Source organism: Phaeobacter sp. JH204B, from assembly GCF_048055755.1.
In the GTDB taxonomy this organism is placed as follows: Bacteria; Pseudomonadota; Alphaproteobacteria; order Rhodobacterales; family Rhodobacteraceae; genus Phaeobacter; species Phaeobacter bryozoorum.
Window position 1 is genome coordinate 40,842 of the sequence record NZ_JAYMXF010000005.1, and the last position, 18,546, is coordinate 59,387.

Consider the following 18,546-nt stretch of genomic DNA (forward strand, 5'->3'; position numbering starts at 1 on the left):
TGACTGGGCGGCGCGCGCAGACAGGGGGCAACCGAAACCAACCGGAACCAACCGGGGCCGATTGCATAGGTGGTCGCCGAAGGGCGGGGGACTGGGATGTCAGCGGATCAGCTGCTGTGGCGCCCGATACTGGGGGCCTCCTGCAGTTTTGCCTCATGGGCGGCGATCCAGTCGAGAGTCTGATCAAAGGGCATCGGACGGCCAATGCCAAAGCCCTGCACGTGATCGCAGCCCAGCTGGGACAGGAGGGCATGCTCGCCAACGGTCTCCACCCCTTCGGCGAGGGTTTCCAGCTCCAGCCGTTCGGCCATGGTCAGGATGGCGGCAATCAGCTTTTGCTGCTCGGGGTCGCGGTCGGCTTTCATGACGAAGGAGCGGTCGATCTTGATCCGGGATACGCGGAACCGCTGGACCGCCGCGATGGAGGCATGGCCGGTGCCGAAATCATCCAGATCAATGCCGCAGCCCAATTCGCCAAGGGCGGCGATATTGCGGACGATCATGTCATCCGGGCGGTCGGTCATCACGGTTTCGAGGATCTCGACGCAGAGCCGGTCCGGGGTGAGGCCAAAACGCTCAAGCTCCCATTGAATGCGCTCCACCAGGTTGGCGTTGCGCAACTCGTCGGTGGCGAAATTCACACCGACCGAGGGGACATGCAGACCGGCGGCATCCCAGGCTTTGAGCGCGGTGAGCGCGTTGTAGAGCATGATTTCGCTCAATCGTTCCATCAGCCCGGCGCTCTCCAGATAGGGCAGGAAGGACATGGGCGCGATCATCCCGCGTACCGGATGGGACCAGCGGGCCAGCGCCTCAAACCCGGAGACACGGCCGGTGTCGGTGCAGATCTGCGGCTGGAACCAGGCCTGGATCTGACCGTTTTCCAGTGCCTCGGTCACCTCGTCGATCATGTCTCCGCGCGCCTTGCTGCGCTGATCCATTTCGGGGGAGAAGGCGCGAATGCCGGAGGGGCCATTGTTCTGCGCGTCCAGCAGGGCCGTGCAGGCGGCGCCCATCCAGTCGCTGCCTGCCGGTTTCGGGCTGCGGCTATGGAGGCAGAATCCGATGGAACAGGAAATATAGAGAGAGGCACCATCAACCGAAATTGGCTCTTCGATGGCGGCCTGAAGCCGTCCGGCCATCTGGATCGAGAGTTCCAGATCCATTTGCAACACCGGTGTGAGGCAGATGGCAAACCGAGAATCGCCAATCCGGGCGACATAGTCCTGCGGGCGCAGGATGGAGATGATGCGGTCGCCACAGCGGTTGACCAGCTGATCGGCGGTTTCCTGGCCGTGGCGCTGCGCCAGCTCCTTGAAGTCATCAAGCTCAAGCACAAACACGGCCGAGCGCAGGCCGGTATCCGCGGCGCTGTCATAAACTTCCGAGATGATTTCGCTGAACCCGTCGCGCATCATCATGCCGGTCAGGCTGTCGCGTGGCATGGCGGGGCGGCGGAAATAGGAAAAGCCACCGGAGGCGACAAGAACCAGCGGCAGGCCAAGAGCAACGGCCAGCAGCGCCACCTCGCCACCCATCCAGAAAGTTGCCAGTGTGAGGGCCGGCAAAAACGCAAGCAGCGGCGGCCCCAGCAGCACCGGGGCAATCCGTTTCCTGACCTGTGTCAGCGTCTGCGACAGCATTTTTGTCATCTGTAGACCTTTCACCTACGGCATGTGGTGCTGGCTACAGATTAAGGTCGCGGTCTGACCGGCAAGTTAACGCAAATCGGGAATTTCGTCCGAATCCGTCCCCAAATCAGGTTTTTTCAACATAAGAGCGGAAAAATCGAACAGCTTGGGGTCCAGAAGATGCGAGGGGCGGGCATTCATCAAGGCCCGGAACATCACCTGGCGGCGTCCGGGGCTGTTTGATTCCCACTGATCGAGGATCTGTTTCACCTGCTGGCGCTGCAACCCGTCCTGGCTGCCGCAGAGATCGCAGGGAATGATCGGATAATTCAGAGCCTTGGCGAATTTTTCACAGTCCACCTCGGCGACATGGGCGAGGGGGCGAAACACGAACAGATCGCCCTCTTCATTGACCAGTTTCGGCGGCATGGTTGCCAGACGACCCCCGTGGAACAGGTTCATGAAGAAGGTTTCCAGAATGTCGTCGCGATGATGGCCGAGCACCACCGCAGAGCAGCCTTCCTCGCGCGCGATGCGGTAGAGGTTGCCCCGGCGCAGGCGCGAGCAGAGCGCGCAAAACGTACGGCCCTGCGGAACCTTATCCATCACGATACTATAGGTGTCCTGATATTCGATGCGGTGCGGCACGCCCATCTTTTCCAGAAACTCCGGCAGCACGGTGGCCGGAAAACCGGGCTGGCCCTGATCGAGGTTGCAGGCCAGGAGATCCACGGGCAGCAATCCGCGCCACTTCAGCTCGTAAAGCACCGCCAGCAGGGTATAGCTGTCCTTGCCGCCCGACAGGCAGACCAGCCATTTCGGCGTGCTGCCGTCCTCGCGCCGCTCGACCATGCCATATTGGTCAATCGCCTCACGGGCGTAGCGCACGATCCGTTTGCGGAGTTTCTTGAACTCCGTCGTCGAGGGGGCGCCGGCAAACAGCGGGTGGATATCGTCCAGATCATCATCAAGCATGGGCGCGCCCTAGCCGAGGATCGGCGTTTTGCCAAGGAAAAAAGGTGATCCCGGCGGGTAGCAGGCTTCTGCCTGCCGGGATCGTCAACCGGGATCAGAAATAGGGGCGCGACGATGGCAGCCTGTCGGCGAGCGGTGGCAGGCCAATATCCCGGCGCAGATGGTTGCAGATCGGCAGCGTGCTGGCGCGTCTGCGCGGCGGGCTTTGTGCGGCAATCATCTGGCGCAGGATCGCCGTCAGGGTCCGGCGCAGGCCAAGATCGGCCAGAATCTGCGCCAATGCGGCATGGGGGTCGCGGAGCGGGGTGGGAAATTGTGTAGATGTCATGCGTGTTTCCGGCTGCATGCAGACGGGTCCTTTGTTGTGAAAGATGACAGGTGTGCCCAGACCATGCAGCAAAGACGAGGTCGAAGACCGGATCAAAGACAGGCGTCGACGATGGCTTCGCTAGGGGTGGTCTGGGATGGTACGATCAGATCGGGCGCACATCAGTGCTGAGCCGCGATCAAAGGCAGACTGGATCAGGCGCGCGCCTGTCCTGTGCAGCCCGCAGGAGCACGTCGCGATTGAACAAACTTATTCATAAACAGCCCTCCTGCATCTATAGGTTGATCGTTTCAGAGCCTTAGCACGGCCCGACTGCCCCGGTTATACCGGTATTCCATACTGTGGCAGAAATGGCGCGCGGCTTTGCCGGGCATCGGCCCGGACCGGTTATCGTCGATCTGCGGTCTTGTCATGGCTGTGGTCACAGCCCGGCACCGGGTCGTAGCCATCGCCGCCAAACGGGTGGCAGCGGCCGATCCGGCGCAGCGTCAGCCATGCCCCACGGAGGGCGCCGTGTTTCTCCAGCGCCTCAAGCGCATAGGCCGAGCAGGTGGGCTGATAGCGGCAGTTGAAGCCGACCCAGGGGCTGAACAGCAGCCGATAGGCGCGCACGGGCAGGGCAAGGAGATGGGCCAGCGGGGTCATGGGAGTTAGATAGGCAGAGTTGAGCGGTATGGCAATCAGGACCGCGCCTGAGTGCGGGGACAGCGGAGCCGCCTTTCTGTGGGGAGAGGGGCCGTGTGCTGCGCCAGCTGCCTGCCGGGCAAATCGCCTTCGGAAACGATTACTTGCCGTGGATTTTCTTCAGCGCGTAGATGAGATCGTTTTGCAGATCTTCAAAGGGGCGCTCGGCGGTCTCTGTCGCGCGCCCGATCAGGACATAGTCCCAGCCGGACCGGCCATGCAGGGGCAGAATCAGCCGGGCGACTTCGCGCAGGCGGCGTTTGGCGCGGTTGCGGGCCACGGCATTGCCGACCTTCTTGGAGCAAGTAAAGCCCATGCGGATGGCATCGCCGCCGGCTTCGCTGTCCTGGCGGCGTTTGCGACCCTGCACCATCATTCCCTTGGTGCCCTGACGGCGGGCGCGTGCCGCCGCGAGAAAGTCGCGGCGTTTGGCGATCACCTCCGGGCGGGGCAGTGGGCGGTCCAAGGTATCAGATACGCAAACGGACACCGCCGGAGACCTGGTCCCTTGGGCAGCTGAGCCGTCCTTGGGGGTCTCCGGCGGTGTCATGTCCGTCTGAACAGTGCTGGGCGCGATTACGCGCTCAGCGACTTGCGACCGCGTGCGCGGCGTGCGTTCAGGATCTTGCGGCCTGCCTTGGTGGCCATGCGCGCACGGAAGCCGTGGCGGCGTTTGCGAACCAGGTTCGAAGGCTGATAGGTGCGTTTCATCGCTCCGGTCTCCAACTGTTTACATCGGGACGGCGCGGAATCGGCCACCCGGGGGTCTATCTCGAAGCCCGGTCTCTAGAAGGGAATGACCGGCGAGTCAAACCCCAAGGCGGTTGTTTTCTGCACGAAATGCAACATTTCCATGAAAACCGGGCGCTGAAGCCCCTTTAGCAGAAGATATTTGTAACAGACAGAGGGGCGCGCGCTGTTTGGCTCACTTTTTTGCAGGCAATGATCAAGCGGGCGTGAAGATATCGCCCGTGGTCTCGTACCGGGGCCATTTAGCAGGTAGCCAGAGACACAGACCCGCCGCGTCTGCGGTGCCGACCATGACCGGCCAGCCACTGGCCCAAGACAGCAGGATTTGACCACCGATGCCAGATCATCCCGAGCAGCCCGATATCGCGGAGCATTCTCCGGCCCAGCCCACCGCAGCCGAATCGCGTGACAGGGCAGAGAAGAAACCGGCGCTGACGCGGTTCCTGCCGCTGACCGTGGTGCTGGTTGTTGCGGTGATCGGGGCGATGACGCTGGGCGATTACCTGACGTTTGAGACCCTGCGCGACAATCGGGTGGCGCTGATGGCGTTTCGCGATGAGAATTATCTGGGCCTCGTTGGCCTGTTTGTGCTGGCCTATGTGACAATTGTTGTCTTCTCGCTGCCGGGCGCCGCTGTGGCCTCCGTCACTGGCGGGTTCCTGTTTGGTCTGGTGGCGGGCACGCTGTTCAACGTGCTGGCAGCCACCATTGGTGCGGTTGGCATCTTTCTGGCGGCGCGCTGGGGGCTTGGAGCGATGCTGACCCACCGGCTGGAAGCGGCGGAGGGCCGCGTGCGCATCCTCAAACAGGCCCTGCGGGAAAATGAGATCGAGGTGCTGCTGCTGCTGCGGCTGGTGCCTGCGGTGCCGTTTTTTGTCGCCAATCTGCTGCCCGCGCTGGTCGGGGTTAAGCTGGTGAATTTCCTGTGGACCACGGCGGTGGGGATCATCCCCGGCGCCATCGTCTTTACTTGGATTGGTGTGGGCCTTGGTGCGGTGTTTGACCGGGGCGGGACACCTGATCTGTCGCTGTTGTGGGAGCCGTTTGTGATCGGGCCGATCCTTGGCCTGTGCGTGTTGGCGGCGCTGCCCATGCTGCTGAAGAAACGCCGTCCCGCGGCCTCCGGAAAGGACCAGTGACCATGCAAGAGCTAACCTGCGATCTTCTTGTGATCGGCGCCGGGTCGGGCGGTCTCTCTGTTGCGGCAGGGGCAAGTCAGATGGGCGCGGATGTCGTGCTGCTGGAAGGGCACAAGATGGGCGGCGACTGTCTGAACTATGGCTGCGTGCCGTCGAAATCGCTGCTGGCCAGCGCCAAGGTGGCCTATGGGCAGGCCCATGCCAGCGCCTATGGTGTCGCCGATCAGCTGCCGGTGGTGGATTACGCCGCCGCCAAGGACCACGTGCAGGACGTGATCGCGACCATCGCCCCGGTCGACAGCCAGGAGCGGTTCGAAGGGTTTGGTGTGCGGGTGATCCGCGCCTATGGACGGTTTGTCGATGATCGCGTGGTCGAGGCCGGGGAGCACCGCATCACCGCCCGGCGCATCGTGATTGCCACCGGATCCTCGCCCCTGGTGCCCCCAATCGACGGGCTGGCCGATGTGCCCTTTTATACCAATGAGACGCTGTTTGACCTGCGCGAGCGGCCCGATCACCTGCTGATCATCGGCGGTGGTCCGATTGGCATGGAGATGGCGCAGGCGCACATCCGGCTGGGCAGTCAGGTCACGGTGATCGAGGGCGACAAGGCGCTGGGCAAGGACGACCCGGAGCTGGCGGCCATCGTGCTGGAGCAGCTGCGCGAGGAGGGCGTCGAGATTGCCGAAGGCGCGCAGGCGGAAACCGTCGCCTCCACCGAGGAGGGCGGCATTCGCGTCACCGCGAAGGATGGCCGGGTGTTCGACGGCAGCCACCTCCTGATGGCGGTGGGGCGCAAGGCCAATATCGACCGGCTGAATCTGGAGGCCGCCGGTGTCGAGACCAACCGCGCGGGCGTGGTGGTGGACGACAGCCTGCGCAGCAGCAACCGCCGGGTCTATGCCATTGGTGATGTCGCGGGCGGGATGCAGTTCACCCATGTGGCGGGCTATCATGCCAGTGTGATCATCCGGTCGATCCTGTTCGGCCTGCCGTCGAAGGCCAAGACCAGCCATATTCCCTGGGCCACCTATACCGCGCCCGAGCTGGCGCAGGTCGGGCTCACAGAGGCGCAGGCGCGCGAGAAACATGGCGACCGGATGGAGGTGGCGCGGTTCGACTATCACCACAACGACCGCGCGCTGGCCGAACGTCACAGCACCGGCCTGATCAAGGTCATGGTGGTCAAGGGGCGCCCGGTCGGCGCCTCTGTCGTGGGGCATCAGGCGGGGGAGCTGGTGGCGCTGTGGTCGATGGCCATCGCCAATAACCTGAAGATGAGTGAGGTCGCGGCCATGGTGGCGCCCTATCCCACCATTTCAGAAGTGAATAAACGCGTCGCAGGGGCCTATTTCTCGCCACGGCTTTTTGATAGTCCAATGGTGAAACGAGTGGTGCAATTTGTGCAACGCTGGCTCCCGTAACGCCGGAAGGGGCTGAATGCTCAATACGCTTTCAGGCAGATTCCTGATCCTGACCACGGTCTTCGTGATGTTGGCCGAGATCCTGATCTTTGTGCCCTCCGTATCCCGGTTCCGTCTCGATTATCTGGCCGACCGTCTGGAGCGGGCGCAGATCGCGTCGCTGGCGCTATTGGCGGATGACATGCTGGACACCGAGCTGGAGGCGGAGCTTTTGGAGAATGCTGGTGTCTTCAACGTGGTTCTGCGGCGGGACGAAGTGCGCCAACTGGTGCTGTCCTCACCGATACCGGCGCCGATTTCGGGCACTTATGATCTGCGGATGAGCAGCCCGTTTGCACTGATCGGCCATGCCATGCAGCGGCTGGTCACGCCGGAAAACCAGATCATCCGGGTGATTGGGGCGCCGGTGCGAGACGCTGGTCTTCTGATTGAAATCACGATTGAAACCAAGGGTCTGCGCGATGCGATGATTGATTACGGGCTGCGTATTCTGCTGCTCTCGGCGGTGATCTCAATCTTTACTGCCGTTCTGCTGTTTGCTGCGGTGCGCCGGTTCATGGTGAAGCCGATCAAGGGGGTCATCGGCTATATGCAGCGCTATGCGGCGGCGCCGGAGGATGCCCGTGGGATCATCCACCCCAGCGCCGGTGTGCGTGAGCTGCGCGAGGCCGAAGAGGCGCTGATGCAGTTGCAGACCGAGCTGACCCATGCGCTGAAACAGCGCGAGCGGCTGGCCCAGCTGGGCGGCGCTGTTGCCAAGGTCAGCCATGATCTGCGCAATATCCTGACCTCGGCGCAGCTGTTCACCGACCGTATCGAGATGAGCGAAGACCCCCTGGTGCGGCGCCTCGCGCCAAAGCTGGTGAATTCGATCACCCGCGCGGTCTCACTCTGTGAGGGGACATTGGCCTTTGGCCGGGCAGAGGAGCCGGCGCCGACCTTTGGCCGGGTTGCACTACACGGTCAGGTGGAGGACATCCTGGAAAGCGAAAGCCTGGCCGGCGGAGCGGAGGGGCGTGTCACCTTCCGCAATGAGGTGCCCGTCGATCTGAGCCTGCGGGCGGATCCCGAGCAGCTGTTCCGCATCGTGATGAACCTGGTGCGCAATGCCCGTCAGGCGATCGAGGCCAGCGGTCAGCCGGGGCAGATCACCCTGTCGGCGCGTGAAGATCACGAGGCCTGGTGGATCTCCGTCACCGATACCGGTCCCGGCCTGCCGGTGAAAGCGCGGGAGAATCTCTTTACCCCGTTTCAGGGCGGCATCCGCAAGGGCGGCACCGGCCTTGGCCTTGCCATCGCCGACGAACTGGCCCGCGGCCATGGCGGCATGGTGGTCCTGCGCGACACCGGTCCTGAGGGCACGGTATTCGATATCTGTCTGCCCAAGGGCGACGGCACTCTTTGACGCCGCCGTGCCCGCAATCCGCGCGTCGGAACGCCCCAATCGCAAAAAGAAGAAAACCTGCGGCAATCTGACATTTTGGACTTGCACCCCCGCGCCGCTACGCTTAAACCCCGCCGCAGTGGACCGATAGCTCAGCTGGATAGAGTACTTGACTACGAATCAAGGGGTCGGGGGTTCGAATCCTCCTCGGTCCGCCACTTCCCTCTTTTGATACGTCAGATTTCGAGCGTCAGATCTGTTTGACTTTTCCGTCACATCATTGACCTGACGTGCGATAACTGCCTGCGTTCCATGCTGGTACAAAATATGCGCTGCAGCATTGTGCCAACATGCGGCAGGCCACAAAACAGCAGCTCAATCGGCATCAACGCCTCTGGGCCGATCTGCGCGTTCGGGGAGGTTCCTGGGACAAGACGCCCGCGAATTCGGCCTTGCAGGCTCTGCTGTCACCTTGGCAGGTATGGCGTTGCGCCGATCTGGAAAGACCGAGCAAGCTCGGGCCGTTGCTTTGCAATACCACGCCAGAGCAGCTTTTCCCTGATCTTTGCTTAGAGACCTAGGGCGGCCAGCCATGGGCGACGCAGCGAAAGCGTGCAGTTAGTCCGGATTGACCGATGCTGCGCTGTGTATGGGTGGCAGCTTTGCGTGTTGCCAGGGTCAACGATCCTTACTACGCTTGATCCCAAAGGAGTGAGATCATGACCTTCAAATTCGTCAGCGATGTAGCAAGCAAGAGGCGCATGGTCCGATAGGGTTCTCCATATCCGTTTCCATGCGCCCCCGACATTCTCGGGGGCTTTTTTGTTTTTATTGCTCAGAGCATCAGATGAACCGCGCAAGAACACCTCCGAATTTGATCACATTGATCCTGTTGACTGGGTTTTCGCCCATGTCGCTCAACATGTTTCTACCCGCTCTGGCTAACATCGCTGTCGATCTCAATACCGACTACGGTACCGTGAGCTGGGCGGTGTCCGGATATCTGGCAATAACGGCAGTTATTCAGTTGATCGTTGGGCCCTTGTCAGACCGGATCGGCAGACGACCGGTCCTTCTGGTGGTTTTGTTTGTTTTCGCTTTCGCCTCTGTGGGGTGCGCTTTTGCTCCAAACATCGTGGCTTTTCTGTTCTGCCGGATGCTCCAAGGCGGCATCGTCGGCGGTTACGCGCTTTCTCTCGCGATCGTTAGGGATACGAGAACGGCGCGGGAGGCTGTAAGCCTGATCGGCTATATCGGAATGGCGATGGCGATTGCTCCTATGGTCGGCCCCATGCTGGGAGGGGTGTTGGACACCTTATTTGGGTGGCGGTCCGTCTTTGGTTTCTATGCTGTAGCGGGCTTCGGATTACTGCTGCTTTGCTGGTTCGACCTCGGAGAAACGAGGCCTCAAAGGGCAACAGATGCCAGCACTCCGGCACCTGGCACGATGATGCTTATCCGTGAGCCCCTGTTCTGGGCTTATGCACTCTGTGGTGCGCTTTCTGTCGGCGCATTCTACATCTTTCTGACAGGCGCACCTCTTGTTGCGCAGTCCGCTTTCAATGTCACAACCGCTGGACTTGGATTCTATATCGGGACCATCACAGTTGGCTTCATGATCGGCGGGTTCTTGGCCGGTCGGGTTGGAAAACACTTCGAACCAACAACCATGATGATTGCGGGCCGGGTCATGGCGTGTAGTGGTATTGTGGGCGGTTTGCTGTTGCTCGCATCGGAGATCATGTCAGCGGAGATTTTCTTTGCGAGCACGATCTTCGTTGGTTTAGGGAACGGCATGACCATGCCGGGATGCAATGCCGGTGCGATGTCGGTTCGACCAGATCTCGCCGGAAGCGCTGCCGGGCTGAGCGGCGCTCTCATAGTTGCAGGCGGTGCGGTTGTTACCACAGTGACGGGCAACCTCGTATCACAGACGAACGGGGCACAAACGCTGCTTATGCTTATGCTAGCTTCAACGGGACTGGCGTTGGCATTTGCCATTTGGGCAGCATGGTTGAGTAAGAATAGGGTCTAGTCTCAAAACAATAGCGGCCGTCGGGCCAGGTGCAGACAAAGCGGTCCTTGAAAACGGGCGCTATTGGCGGAGCTCGAGAATGTCAGAGTTTCCCTATGCGGAGTGCGGCGCGGTACAGGATTTTAGTCATTGATGGCGTTGCCGCTTTGGACCGATTCTGAAAATAGACCGGTTCTCTGGTGCAGAATATCGCCCCCTGAAAATGGTCGAGAGTGCCTTTCTTGTCTGGCTTATTGCGGTTGCTGCGGCGCAGGATAGTTTGTGGCCAGTTTCTGGAGATTGTGGGCGGTTGCGGCGAGGAGAAATTCGTCATTTGCGCCGCATGACCCATGTAATAGGAGCCGGTTCAGGTTCCTCGCCGGTTGATCGACTGGAAATCCATATTCTGGCGGCAGCGCGCCTGTGATGGGCGGCCTGACACGTGTGCTTCAAACACTGCTATATGGCGATGCCCCTGCCGGTCGGCCTGCGGTTCGGATCGGAACAGTTCCGGGGGAATTGCTTCACCTCGTGCCCTTCAGGGCAGATGTGTTGATTGTTCTCGGCGTCGCACTCGAAGTCGGCTCGGGTCCGGGTCCAGTCACTGCGCTCAGATTTGTCGAAGCACGAGATGTGCGGGGCGATCTGTCGATCGCCTGCCAGCATTTGGCTGACGATTTTTTGCTCGCGGCGGCGGCACTTTCGAAAAGCGATGAAGACAGGCCGATCACGGGCCAACACCCTTTCGAGCGTGCTAACGCGCTGGGCGAACTGCCCTGCATTTCGCAGTCATGAACCGAAGATCTAGTACGAGGATCTCGGGGGGCTCCACTCCGTGCGCCTATAACCGTATGTTTTAGAACATAAAAAATTCGCGAAGAAATTTGTTGACAAGATGTTGATGAAGAACGAACCTTCTATTTGGAAACGTTTCCATAATCTTTTAGGGAAATTCCACAGGAGGGACGCAGGTGAAATCCGCACGTATGAACAGACTGTTCGGTGTTTCGGGAAATTGCTTTGACGTGGCAATCGACCACGGCATGTTCAATGAAAGCGCCTTCCTTGGCGGGATTGAGAACATGCAGGCCGCGATCACGATTGTGGCGAGCGCGGCACCGGATGCCATTCAGCTGCCACCGGGGACGGCGCCGATCCTGCAGGCAATCCCCGGCAAGGACCGTCCGGCGCTGGTGTTGCGGACCGACATTGCCAATGTTTATGGCAATCCGTTGCCACGGTCGCTGTTTTCAGAAGTGATAGCCGACCCGGTTGAGCAAGCTGTGGCCCTCGATGCGGCCTGTGTGGTGGTGAATCTGCTCATGCTGCCCGGTCAGCCCGAAGTGCATCAGGCCTGCATTCAGAACATCAACCGGTTGAAGCGCGCTTGCGATCTGGCAGGGATGCCGCTGATGGTGGAGCCGCTGGTGATGCAGGACAACGCCAAGGCCGGTGGTGGTTACATGGTGGATGGCGATCTGGCAAAGATCCTGCCTTTGGTGCGTCAGGCCGTGGAACTGGGCGCGGACATCATCAAGGCGGATCCTTGCGACGATGTTTCCCAGTATTACCGTGTGATTGAGATTGCCCAGGACGTACCCGTGTTGGTGCGCGGTGGCGGCAAGGTCTCTGACAAGGAGATTCTGACACGGACCGAAGCTTTGATGAAACAGGGCGCCCGCGGTATTGTTTATGGCCGCAATGTGATCCATCACGACGACCCGGCAGGCATGACCAAAGCGCTGATGGCGGTGGTGCATGACGGCGCCTCCGTGGCTGATGCCCTGGGGATGATCGCGTGAGCCGCGTCGTCAAATTCGGCGTCATTGGCTGCGGGCTTATGGGGCGCGAGTTTGCCTCGACTGCCGCCCGCTGGCTGCATCTGACCGAAGCAAAAGCGCGGCCAGAGATTGTCGCGGTGTGCGACACGAACACGGACCTGATGGATTGGTTTTCGCACAATCTGTCCAGCGTGACGCAAAAGACGACCGACTACCGAGAGATGCTCGACAATCCAGAGGTCGAGGCCATCTATTGCGCGCTACCGCATGTGCTGCATGATCAGGTCTATCCGCAGATCATGGCTGCCGGAAAACACCTGTTCGGCGAAAAACCGTTTGGTATGGATGGGGCCGCAAACGCCCGTATTCAGGCGGCGATTGATGCGCATCCTGATGTGATGGTGCGGTGTTCATCCGAGATGCCGTTCTATCCCGGTGCGCAAAAGGTCATCAATCTTGTGCGATCCGGTGATCTGGGAGAAATCATCGAAGTTGAGGCCGCGTTCCTGCATTCCTCGGACCTTGACCCGGACAAGCCGATCAACTGGAAACGCATGGTTGAGGTAAATGGCGCCTACGGCTGCATGGGCGATCTTGGCATGCATGTGCTGCATGTGCCCTTGCGACTGGGGTGGCGCCCGACCCATGTATCGGCGTCTTTGGTCAACCGGTTTCGGACCCGTCCGGATGGCAAGGGGGGGACCGTACCCTGCGAGACATGGGACAACGCCACCATCACTGGCCATGTCGAGGATGCCGGGGGCGGCTTTCCTCTGGTGCTGAAAACCTGGCGTATATCGCCCGGGGATTCCAACAGCTGGAGCCTGCGTGTGCTTGGCACCAAAAAAAGCGCCTTTTTCACCACCAAGAACCCGCGCCAGTGGCAGTGGATGGACTATAGCGGCGGGGATCAGATCTGGCAGGTGCAGGACATCGGATTTCAGACCCTGTTCCCGGCCATAACGGGGGCCATTTTCGAATTTGGTTTCCCGGACGCTCTGCAACAGATGTGGGCCGCCTTTCTGGATGAGCTTGCCGGAGGCGATGCGCGTGGATTTCATTGCGCAACACCCGCAGAAGCGGCGGACCACCATGCCGTGCTGACCGCAGCCCTTAGGGCAGGCACCGAACACAGGGTCGTCTCTGTCGACTACGGGAGGGCGTCGTGAAACGCTCCGAGATCAATCAGGCCATTCGCGCCGCCAAGGACCTATTGCAGGCGTTTCGCTGGTCGTTGCCGGCATGGGCAGATTGGGATGTCGCAGAATTTGCAGCCAATCCCGACTTGGGCGACTGGTTGCAGCTTCATCAGATGGGCTGGGATGTGACGGATTTCGGCTCGGGCGATTTTGCGCGGCGCGGTCTGGTGTTGTTCTGCCTGCGCAACGGTATCCAGTCTGACGCGACAAGTCTGCCCTACGCTGAAAAGCTGTTGTTCGTCGGGGAAGGGCAGGAAACTCCGTTTCATACCCACAAGATTAAGCTGGAGGACATCATCAACCGTGGCGGCGGGGATTTGATGATCGAGTTCCGCCAGCCTGACGGTGTCGATGATCCAATTGTTCTGCGCTGTGATGGCTTTGTCCACCGGCTGGACCCGGACGAACCGCTATGCCTGAAACCCGGATCAAGTGTCACGATTCCATGTGGTCTTTATCACCGCTTCTATGCGCGCCCAGGCAGCGGCATGGTGCTGGGCGGTGAAGTGTCTCAGGTCAATGATGACGGATCGGACAACTATTTTCTGGAGCCTCTGGGGCGGTTTTCTTCCATAACCGAAGATGCCCAACCCGTGCATCCCTTGTGGAATGAAGTGGGGTCGACCCCGTGACCACGCGCGAAGGCATAATTTGTGCGGGCAACTGGATCGTGGATCTCGTACACGAGATTGCGCATTGGCCCGCTGAGAGCGATCTGGTTCGCATCGACGGGCAAGACAAGGGCGTGGGTGGCGGTGCGGCCAATGTTGTGACGGCGCTGACCAAGCTTGAAACCGGGCTACCGCTTTGGCCGATGGGCGCCATCGGTCAGGATGACTTCGGGAAATTTATCAAGGCGCACTGTCATGAATTGGGTCTTCCAACGCATCTGATCACGGAAAAACCAGACACCGCGACGGCACATACCCATGTCATGTCTGTTACCGGAAGATCGCGCACGTTCTTCTATCAGGGCGGCTCCAATGACGTGCTGTCTGATCAAGATTTCCCGACGGGCGTTTTTGAAAGCCATAAAGCGCGCATTTTCTATCTGGGCTACCTGACCCTGTTGGCCGATCTGGATCGGATCACGGATGATGGCAGCACGCCTGCGGCGAGGGTGCTCTCCCGTGCCCGCGCCGCAGGTATGACCACCTGCGTTGATCTTGCTTCGGTTGATCGCCCGGATTTCTCGAAGATCGTCGCGGCGACAATTCGACAAATCGACTATCTGATATTGAACGAAATCGAATTGGCCCGCGCGAGTGGCCAGACTCCACCTGTCGCCAGTCAGACGCCGAACATGCAGGACATGATCGAGATGGCAAAGGCGCTGATCAAAGACGGGGTCCGGCGGGCCGTGGTCGTTCACTGCCAGCAAATGGCGCTCTGGATTGGGGTTGATGGGCAGGTCGCACACGTCCCGGTCGTGCCCTTACCGCGTGAACTGGTCGCAAGCCCCTTGGGCGCAGGCGATGCCTTTTGTGCCGGAATTTTGTATGCGCTTCATGAAGGCTGGACACCGCAGCGTGCCCTGGAACTGGGCCATGCCATCGCAAGGGCCTCCTTGCGCGGGGTCACAGCCACCGAAGCCATCCCGAATCTGAACCAACTGACCGATCAACTGGATCGGCAGACAAAAGGCATCACGACATGAACCAGCTTCATGTGATGTCAATACTGTCTTTAGAGGAGGAAAAGACAATGACTATCATCCCCAAACGTAGCTTTTTGGCACTGACGACCGCAGCAATGACGGCAATGCTGCCGCTCGGTGCGACCGCACAGGACGCCCCGGTAATTGCCAGCATCGTGTTTCAGGGCGACCAGTTCATGCAGTTCCTGCAAACGGGTGTGCGCGAAACCGCCGAAGCGGCGGGCGCAGAAGTACTGGAAATTAATATCGACGGCGATCAGGCGCGTGAAATTCAGGCCATTGATACCTACATTTCGCGCGGCGTCGATGCGATCGTGATTGCGCCACTTTCGGCCGCGAATTCGGGCCCTGCTTTGCAGCGCGCACGTGACCGCGGTATTGTTGTGGTTGCCCTGAACGGCGGCCTTGAGGATGCCAGCATTGCGCATGCGACCTTCTCAACGGCCAACCGTGATCTTGGGGCATCCACCGGCGCTGCCGCCGCCAGCTTTGTAAGTGATAGCCTTGGTAGCAAAGCAAATGTCGCCATTCTGGCGTTCTCGTCGCTCTTGCCGGAACAGTCTGGCGACCGGACAGGCGGTTTCAAGGATGCTGTCGCTGAAGGCAATTCCATCGAGATCGTGGCCGAGCAGGACGCCTGGATGCCAGAAGCCGCAGTTACTGTGGCCACCGATATTCTGACCGCCCACCCTGAGGTCAATGTCATCTACGCGGCAAACGAAGGCGGCACCGTGGGGGCGATGCAGGCGGTGCGCAACGCGGGTCGTGCCGGTGAGGTCTTTGTCTTTGGCATCGACGGATCGGAACAGCTGGGTCGGGGTCTTTTGGCGGGCGACAATGTTCTGCAGGCGGTGACTGCTCAGGCGCCGCTCCAGATGGGTGCCATGGGTGCCGAAGCCGCCCTTGCCATTCTTGCAGGCGAAGAAGTCGAGGCACAAACCACTGTGCCGGCAATGCTTCTGAGCAGGACCGACGCGGATGGCGTCACCGCGTTCCTGGAAAGCATTCAGTAGAAACAATGGCAGGGGGCCGTGTTGGCCCCCTGTTTCACTGATCATCACAGGCAAAGGCAGGTAACCCGTGTCAAATCTGATCCTTGATCAGCTCACCAAGCACTACGGATCGGTCAAGGCACTTGACGGATTTGTACACGAGTTCACAGCCGGGCAGGTCCACGCACTGATTGGCAAGAACGGTTCTGGCAAGAGCACCTTCGTCAAGATGATGTCAGGAGCGATCCAGCCGACGTCAGGGTCGATCCGTATTGGAACTGTCGAGACACGGTTTTCCAATCCGCGTGAAGCGCAGAGGGCCGGTATCGCCACCGTTTATCAGGAACTCAGTCTAGTCCCTGAATTGTCGGTCGAAGAGAATATCTTCCTTGGTCGGCTACCGCGCAAACGCTCTGGCCTGATTGATTGGGCGCGGTTGCGTCGTGATGCCAGCGACCTGTTCAAAGAGATTGGTGGGCTGGACATCGCGCCGCAAACCCGCGTTGCGGATCTTTCGGTTGGTCAGCAACAAATGGTCGAAATCGTCAAAGCGATGAGTTTTCGACCCAAAGTCCTGCAACTGGATGAACCCACCTCTGCGCTGGCGCAGGCAGAAGTTCGGCAACTCTTTACTCTGGTGCGTCGGCTGCGCGAGCTTGGTGTTACCGTCATCTATATTACGCACCGGCTGTCTGAACTGGATCAGATCGCGGATACAGTCACAGCGATCCGGGACGGAAAATTCGTGGATTCGGTGCCGATCAGGGAGGCCACCCCGGCCGTCATCCTTGATATGATGTTTGGCGATCTTCCGCCTCTCCAGCGCCCGACCAAGACGATAACGCGGGAAACATCGGTGCTGAGCGCGCGGCATCTTGCACTCGCATCCCATTTCGACGACGTGAGCTTTGATCTTTACCCGGGCGAGGTTCTTGGCATTGCCGGAATGCTCGGATCGGGACGAACCGAGTTGTTGCATTGCCTGTTCGGGGCCATCGTGGCGGATCAAGGTGAGATATCAGTGAACGGGCAGATCGTGGCGCGGCCCGATATCCCGACGATGAAAGCGCTGGGGATTGGCTACACCTCCGAGGATCGCAAACATTCCGGCCTTGTGCAGCTGTTGTCCTCACATGCCAATCTGTGTCTTGCCGGACTGGATCGGATCGCACCCAAAGGCTGGGTCAGTCACCGTACAGAAAAGCCGTTTGTCGACCGCCAGATTGCGGGGCTTCACATCAAGGCCGGCGATCCGATGTTACCGGTCTCTTCTCTTTCCGGCGGGAACCAACAGAAAATCGTTGTCGGGAACTGGATGAACAACACGCCCGACATTCTGTTGTTTGACGAACCCGCGCGCGGCGTCGATGTGCAGGCGAAACGCCAGATCTATGAACTCATCTGGGAAAAGGCGCGCGAGGGTCTGAGCTCGATCGTTGTTTCGACCGAATTGGAGGATCTGACCGAATGCTGCGATCGGATTCTTGTGCTGCGGGATGGTCGTATCGCCGAAGAATTCATCAACGAAGGCCTTGATGCCAAGGATATCTATGCAGCTTGCATGGCGGCACCCACAACCCAACAGGAGAGCGATCCATGACGCACGACAAGTTCATTTCCCATCTGCGTCGGAATTCGATGCTGATGATCCTCCTGGTCTTGTACGTGATCGTTGCGACAACGGCGCAGGGCTTTTTCACCCTGAACAACCAGCTGAATATCCTGAGGAATATTGCCGTCCCGGGGATGATTGCCTTTGGTATGGCTCTGGTGATCATTGTCGGAGAAATTGACCTGAGCGTCGGCTCCATGGTGGCCGTGTCCGCCTGTCTGACCGCCTGGATCGTCGAGAAGCTGGCCGGAAACGCCATTGAACCTGCCACCTGGACCGTCATTGCCGCCTTTGCCGGGACGCTGCTGTTTGCGGCCTCGGTCGGGTTCATGTCGGGCAAACTGCGGCAATTGGTTCAGGTGCCGACCTTCATCACGTCTCTGGCGATGATGGCAACCCTTGCGGGCTTGGCCAACCTGATCACCAATGGCGTCCCGATTTCGAGCTTTCCAAGCTGGTATTACGTCATCGGGTCAGGCCGTTTCTGGGGTGTTCCGGTTCCGGTTTTCCTGCTGGCGATTGCCTTTGCCATCACCTTTACCATCTCGAATTTCACGGCGCTGGGCCGGTCGATCTATGCGGTCGGTGGCAATATGGAGGCCGCGCGCCTGTCGGGCATCAATGTCTGGCGCACCAAGACCATCTGCCTGATGATGACCAGTGTCTTTGCTGCAACCGGAGGTATTATCTATTCGTCGCTGGTCAATGCCGGCAATCCGACCATTGCACGCGGGCTGGAGCTTGAGGTGATCTCGGCCGTGATCATTGGCGGCATCAGCCTGTTCGGCGGCAAGGGGACGATCTGGGGCGCATTCATCGGTGTGCTGTTTCTGGGCGTGCTGCTGAACGCGATGACGCTGTGGGGTTTCAACCCCTATGTGCAGCAAGTGATCAAAGGCGGTCTGATCCTTGGCGCGGTCTTCATCAACTTTTTCATCGACCGAAAGTGACTTGGCTCAACTGGGATAAAGGGCGT

At 59.8% G+C, this 18,546-nt stretch carries 17 protein-coding genes, 1 tRNA gene and 1 pseudogene; 12 read left to right on the forward strand and 7 right to left on the reverse strand.

From position 1 onward, the window contains the following. Window positions 1-107: 107 nt before the first annotated feature. The 6 genes from VXL81_RS02035 to rpmH all read right to left on the reverse strand — a co-directional run bounded on the left by VXL81_RS02035 (window position 108) and on the right by rpmH (window position 4,329). Window positions 108-1,652: a bifunctional diguanylate cyclase/phosphodiesterase gene (locus tag VXL81_RS02035; protein WP_340546621.1), complete on the reverse strand. Its 1,545-nt coding sequence runs from the start codon at window positions 1,650-1,652 to the stop codon at window positions 108-110. Window positions 1,653-1,718: 66 nt separating this feature from the next. Then, entirely contained in the window at window positions 1,719-2,606 is an 888-nt protein-coding gene (gene ttcA, locus VXL81_RS02040; protein ID WP_340546622.1) for a tRNA 2-thiocytidine(32) synthetase TtcA, read from the reverse strand. Window positions 2,607-2,700: 94 nt separating this feature from the next. After that, complete coding sequence (locus tag VXL81_RS02045; RefSeq protein ID WP_340546623.1) at window positions 2,701-2,934, reverse strand: hypothetical protein; 234 nt, start codon at window positions 2,932-2,934, stop codon at window positions 2,701-2,703. A gap of 387 nt (window positions 2,935-3,321) precedes the next feature. Further along, the gene (yidD, locus tag VXL81_RS02050) at window positions 3,322-3,579 is read right to left on the reverse strand and encodes a membrane protein insertion efficiency factor YidD (protein WP_340546624.1); all 258 of its coding nucleotides are present in this window, start codon (window positions 3,577-3,579) and stop codon (window positions 3,322-3,324) included. A gap of 139 nt (window positions 3,580-3,718) precedes the next feature. After that, a complete protein-coding gene (gene rnpA / locus VXL81_RS02055) occupies window positions 3,719-4,168 on the reverse strand; it encodes a ribonuclease P protein component (RefSeq protein ID WP_340546625.1) in 450 nt (149 codons plus the stop codon). Window positions 4,169-4,194: 26 nt separating this feature from the next. Continuing rightward, window positions 4,195-4,329 carry a 50S ribosomal protein L34 gene (gene rpmH / locus VXL81_RS02060; protein WP_005980833.1) on the reverse strand — a complete coding sequence of 45 codons (135 nt, stop codon included), beginning with the start codon at window positions 4,327-4,329 and terminating at the stop codon, window positions 4,195-4,197. 374 nt (window positions 4,330-4,703) lie between these two features. Here rpmH and VXL81_RS02065 point away from each other — a divergent pair, with 374 nt between their 5' ends. The 5 genes from VXL81_RS02065 to VXL81_RS02085 all read left to right on the forward strand — a co-directional run bounded on the left by VXL81_RS02065 (window position 4,704) and on the right by VXL81_RS02085 (window position 10,350). Next, window positions 4,704-5,507, forward strand: coding sequence for a TVP38/TMEM64 family protein (locus tag VXL81_RS02065; protein WP_416552741.1), 804 nt, complete (start codon window positions 4,704-4,706; stop codon window positions 5,505-5,507). 2 nt (window positions 5,508-5,509) lie between these two features. Then, window positions 5,510-6,931, forward strand: coding sequence for a dihydrolipoyl dehydrogenase family protein (locus tag VXL81_RS02070; protein WP_416552743.1), 1,422 nt, complete (start codon window positions 5,510-5,512; stop codon window positions 6,929-6,931). A 16-nt stretch (window positions 6,932-6,947) separates the two neighbouring features. Continuing rightward, window positions 6,948-8,336: a sensor histidine kinase gene (locus VXL81_RS02075; protein ID WP_340546628.1), complete on the forward strand. Its 1,389-nt coding sequence runs from the start codon at window positions 6,948-6,950 to the stop codon at window positions 8,334-8,336. Window positions 8,337-8,456: 120 nt separating this feature from the next. After that, a tRNA-Arg gene (locus VXL81_RS02080) sits at window positions 8,457-8,533 on the forward strand. Window positions 8,534-9,162: 629 nt separating this feature from the next. Beyond that, window positions 9,163-10,350, forward strand: coding sequence for a multidrug effflux MFS transporter (locus VXL81_RS02085; protein ID WP_416542807.1), 1,188 nt, complete (start codon window positions 9,163-9,165; stop codon window positions 10,348-10,350). A gap of 230 nt (window positions 10,351-10,580) precedes the next feature. Here VXL81_RS02085 and VXL81_RS02090 read toward each other — a convergent pair. Further along, window positions 10,581-10,983: pseudogene (locus tag VXL81_RS02090) on the reverse strand (IS5/IS1182 family transposase); the annotation flags it as partial. Between the two features lie 317 nt (window positions 10,984-11,300). Here VXL81_RS02090 and VXL81_RS02095 point away from each other — a divergent pair. The 7 genes from VXL81_RS02095 to VXL81_RS02125 all read left to right on the forward strand — a co-directional run bounded on the left by VXL81_RS02095 (window position 11,301) and on the right by VXL81_RS02125 (window position 18,520). Then, entirely contained in the window at window positions 11,301-12,131 is an 831-nt protein-coding gene (locus VXL81_RS02095) for a class I fructose-bisphosphate aldolase (protein ID WP_416552745.1), read from the forward strand. Next, a complete protein-coding gene (locus VXL81_RS02100; protein WP_416552747.1) occupies window positions 12,128-13,279 on the forward strand; it encodes a Gfo/Idh/MocA family protein in 1,152 nt (383 codons plus the stop codon). The genes VXL81_RS02095 and VXL81_RS02100 overlap by 4 nt, the downstream gene beginning before the upstream one ends. Before the next feature lie 44 nt (window positions 13,280-13,323). Then, window positions 13,324-13,941, forward strand: coding sequence for a D-lyxose/D-mannose family sugar isomerase (locus VXL81_RS02105; RefSeq protein WP_416542804.1), 618 nt, complete (start codon window positions 13,324-13,326; stop codon window positions 13,939-13,941). A 38-nt stretch (window positions 13,942-13,979) separates the two neighbouring features. Continuing rightward, the gene (locus tag VXL81_RS02110; RefSeq protein ID WP_416552771.1) at window positions 13,980-14,966 is read left to right on the forward strand and encodes a carbohydrate kinase family protein; all 987 of its coding nucleotides are present in this window, start codon (window positions 13,980-13,982) and stop codon (window positions 14,964-14,966) included. A 47-nt stretch (window positions 14,967-15,013) separates the two neighbouring features. After that, window positions 15,014-15,979, forward strand: coding sequence for a substrate-binding domain-containing protein (locus VXL81_RS02115; RefSeq protein WP_416552749.1), 966 nt, complete (start codon window positions 15,014-15,016; stop codon window positions 15,977-15,979). A 67-nt stretch (window positions 15,980-16,046) separates the two neighbouring features. Further along, window positions 16,047-17,558 (forward strand): sugar ABC transporter ATP-binding protein, encoded by a 1,512-nt coding sequence (locus VXL81_RS02120; protein WP_416552751.1) that lies wholly within the window; start codon window positions 16,047-16,049, stop codon window positions 17,556-17,558. Continuing rightward, window positions 17,555-18,520: an ABC transporter permease gene (locus tag VXL81_RS02125; protein WP_416535582.1), complete on the forward strand. Its 966-nt coding sequence runs from the start codon at window positions 17,555-17,557 to the stop codon at window positions 18,518-18,520. The genes VXL81_RS02120 and VXL81_RS02125 overlap by 4 nt, the downstream gene beginning before the upstream one ends. The last annotated feature ends 26 nt before the right edge of the window (window positions 18,521-18,546 follow it).

Coding starts and splice junctions, on each gene's coding strand:
- VXL81_RS02045 (WP_340546623.1), bottom strand. CDS start 2,934: ATGACATCTACACAATTTCCCACCCCGCTCCGCGACCCCCATGCCGCA.
- ttcA (WP_340546622.1), bottom strand. CDS start 2,606: ATGCTTGATGATGATCTGGACGATATCCACCCGCTGTTTGCCGGCGCC.
- VXL81_RS02075 (WP_340546628.1), top strand. CDS start 6,948: ATGCTCAATACGCTTTCAGGCAGATTCCTGATCCTGACCACGGTCTTC.
- VXL81_RS02065 (WP_416552741.1), top strand. CDS start 4,704: ATGCCAGATCATCCCGAGCAGCCCGATATCGCGGAGCATTCTCCGGCC.
- VXL81_RS02070 (WP_416552743.1), top strand. CDS start 5,510: ATGCAAGAGCTAACCTGCGATCTTCTTGTGATCGGCGCCGGGTCGGGC.
- rpmH (WP_005980833.1), bottom strand. CDS start 4,329: ATGAAACGCACCTATCAGCCTTCGAACCTGGTTCGCAAACGCCGCCAC.
- VXL81_RS02125 (WP_416535582.1), top strand. CDS start 17,555: ATGACGCACGACAAGTTCATTTCCCATCTGCGTCGGAATTCGATGCTG.
- rnpA (WP_340546625.1), bottom strand. CDS start 4,168: ATGACACCGCCGGAGACCCCCAAGGACGGCTCAGCTGCCCAAGGGACC.
- VXL81_RS02035 (WP_340546621.1), bottom strand. CDS start 1,652: ATGACAAAAATGCTGTCGCAGACGCTGACACAGGTCAGGAAACGGATT.
- yidD (WP_340546624.1), bottom strand. CDS start 3,579: ATGACCCCGCTGGCCCATCTCCTTGCCCTGCCCGTGCGCGCCTATCGG.
- VXL81_RS02115 (WP_416552749.1), top strand. CDS start 15,014: ATGACTATCATCCCCAAACGTAGCTTTTTGGCACTGACGACCGCAGCA.
- VXL81_RS02085 (WP_416542807.1), top strand. CDS start 9,163: ATGAACCGCGCAAGAACACCTCCGAATTTGATCACATTGATCCTGTTG.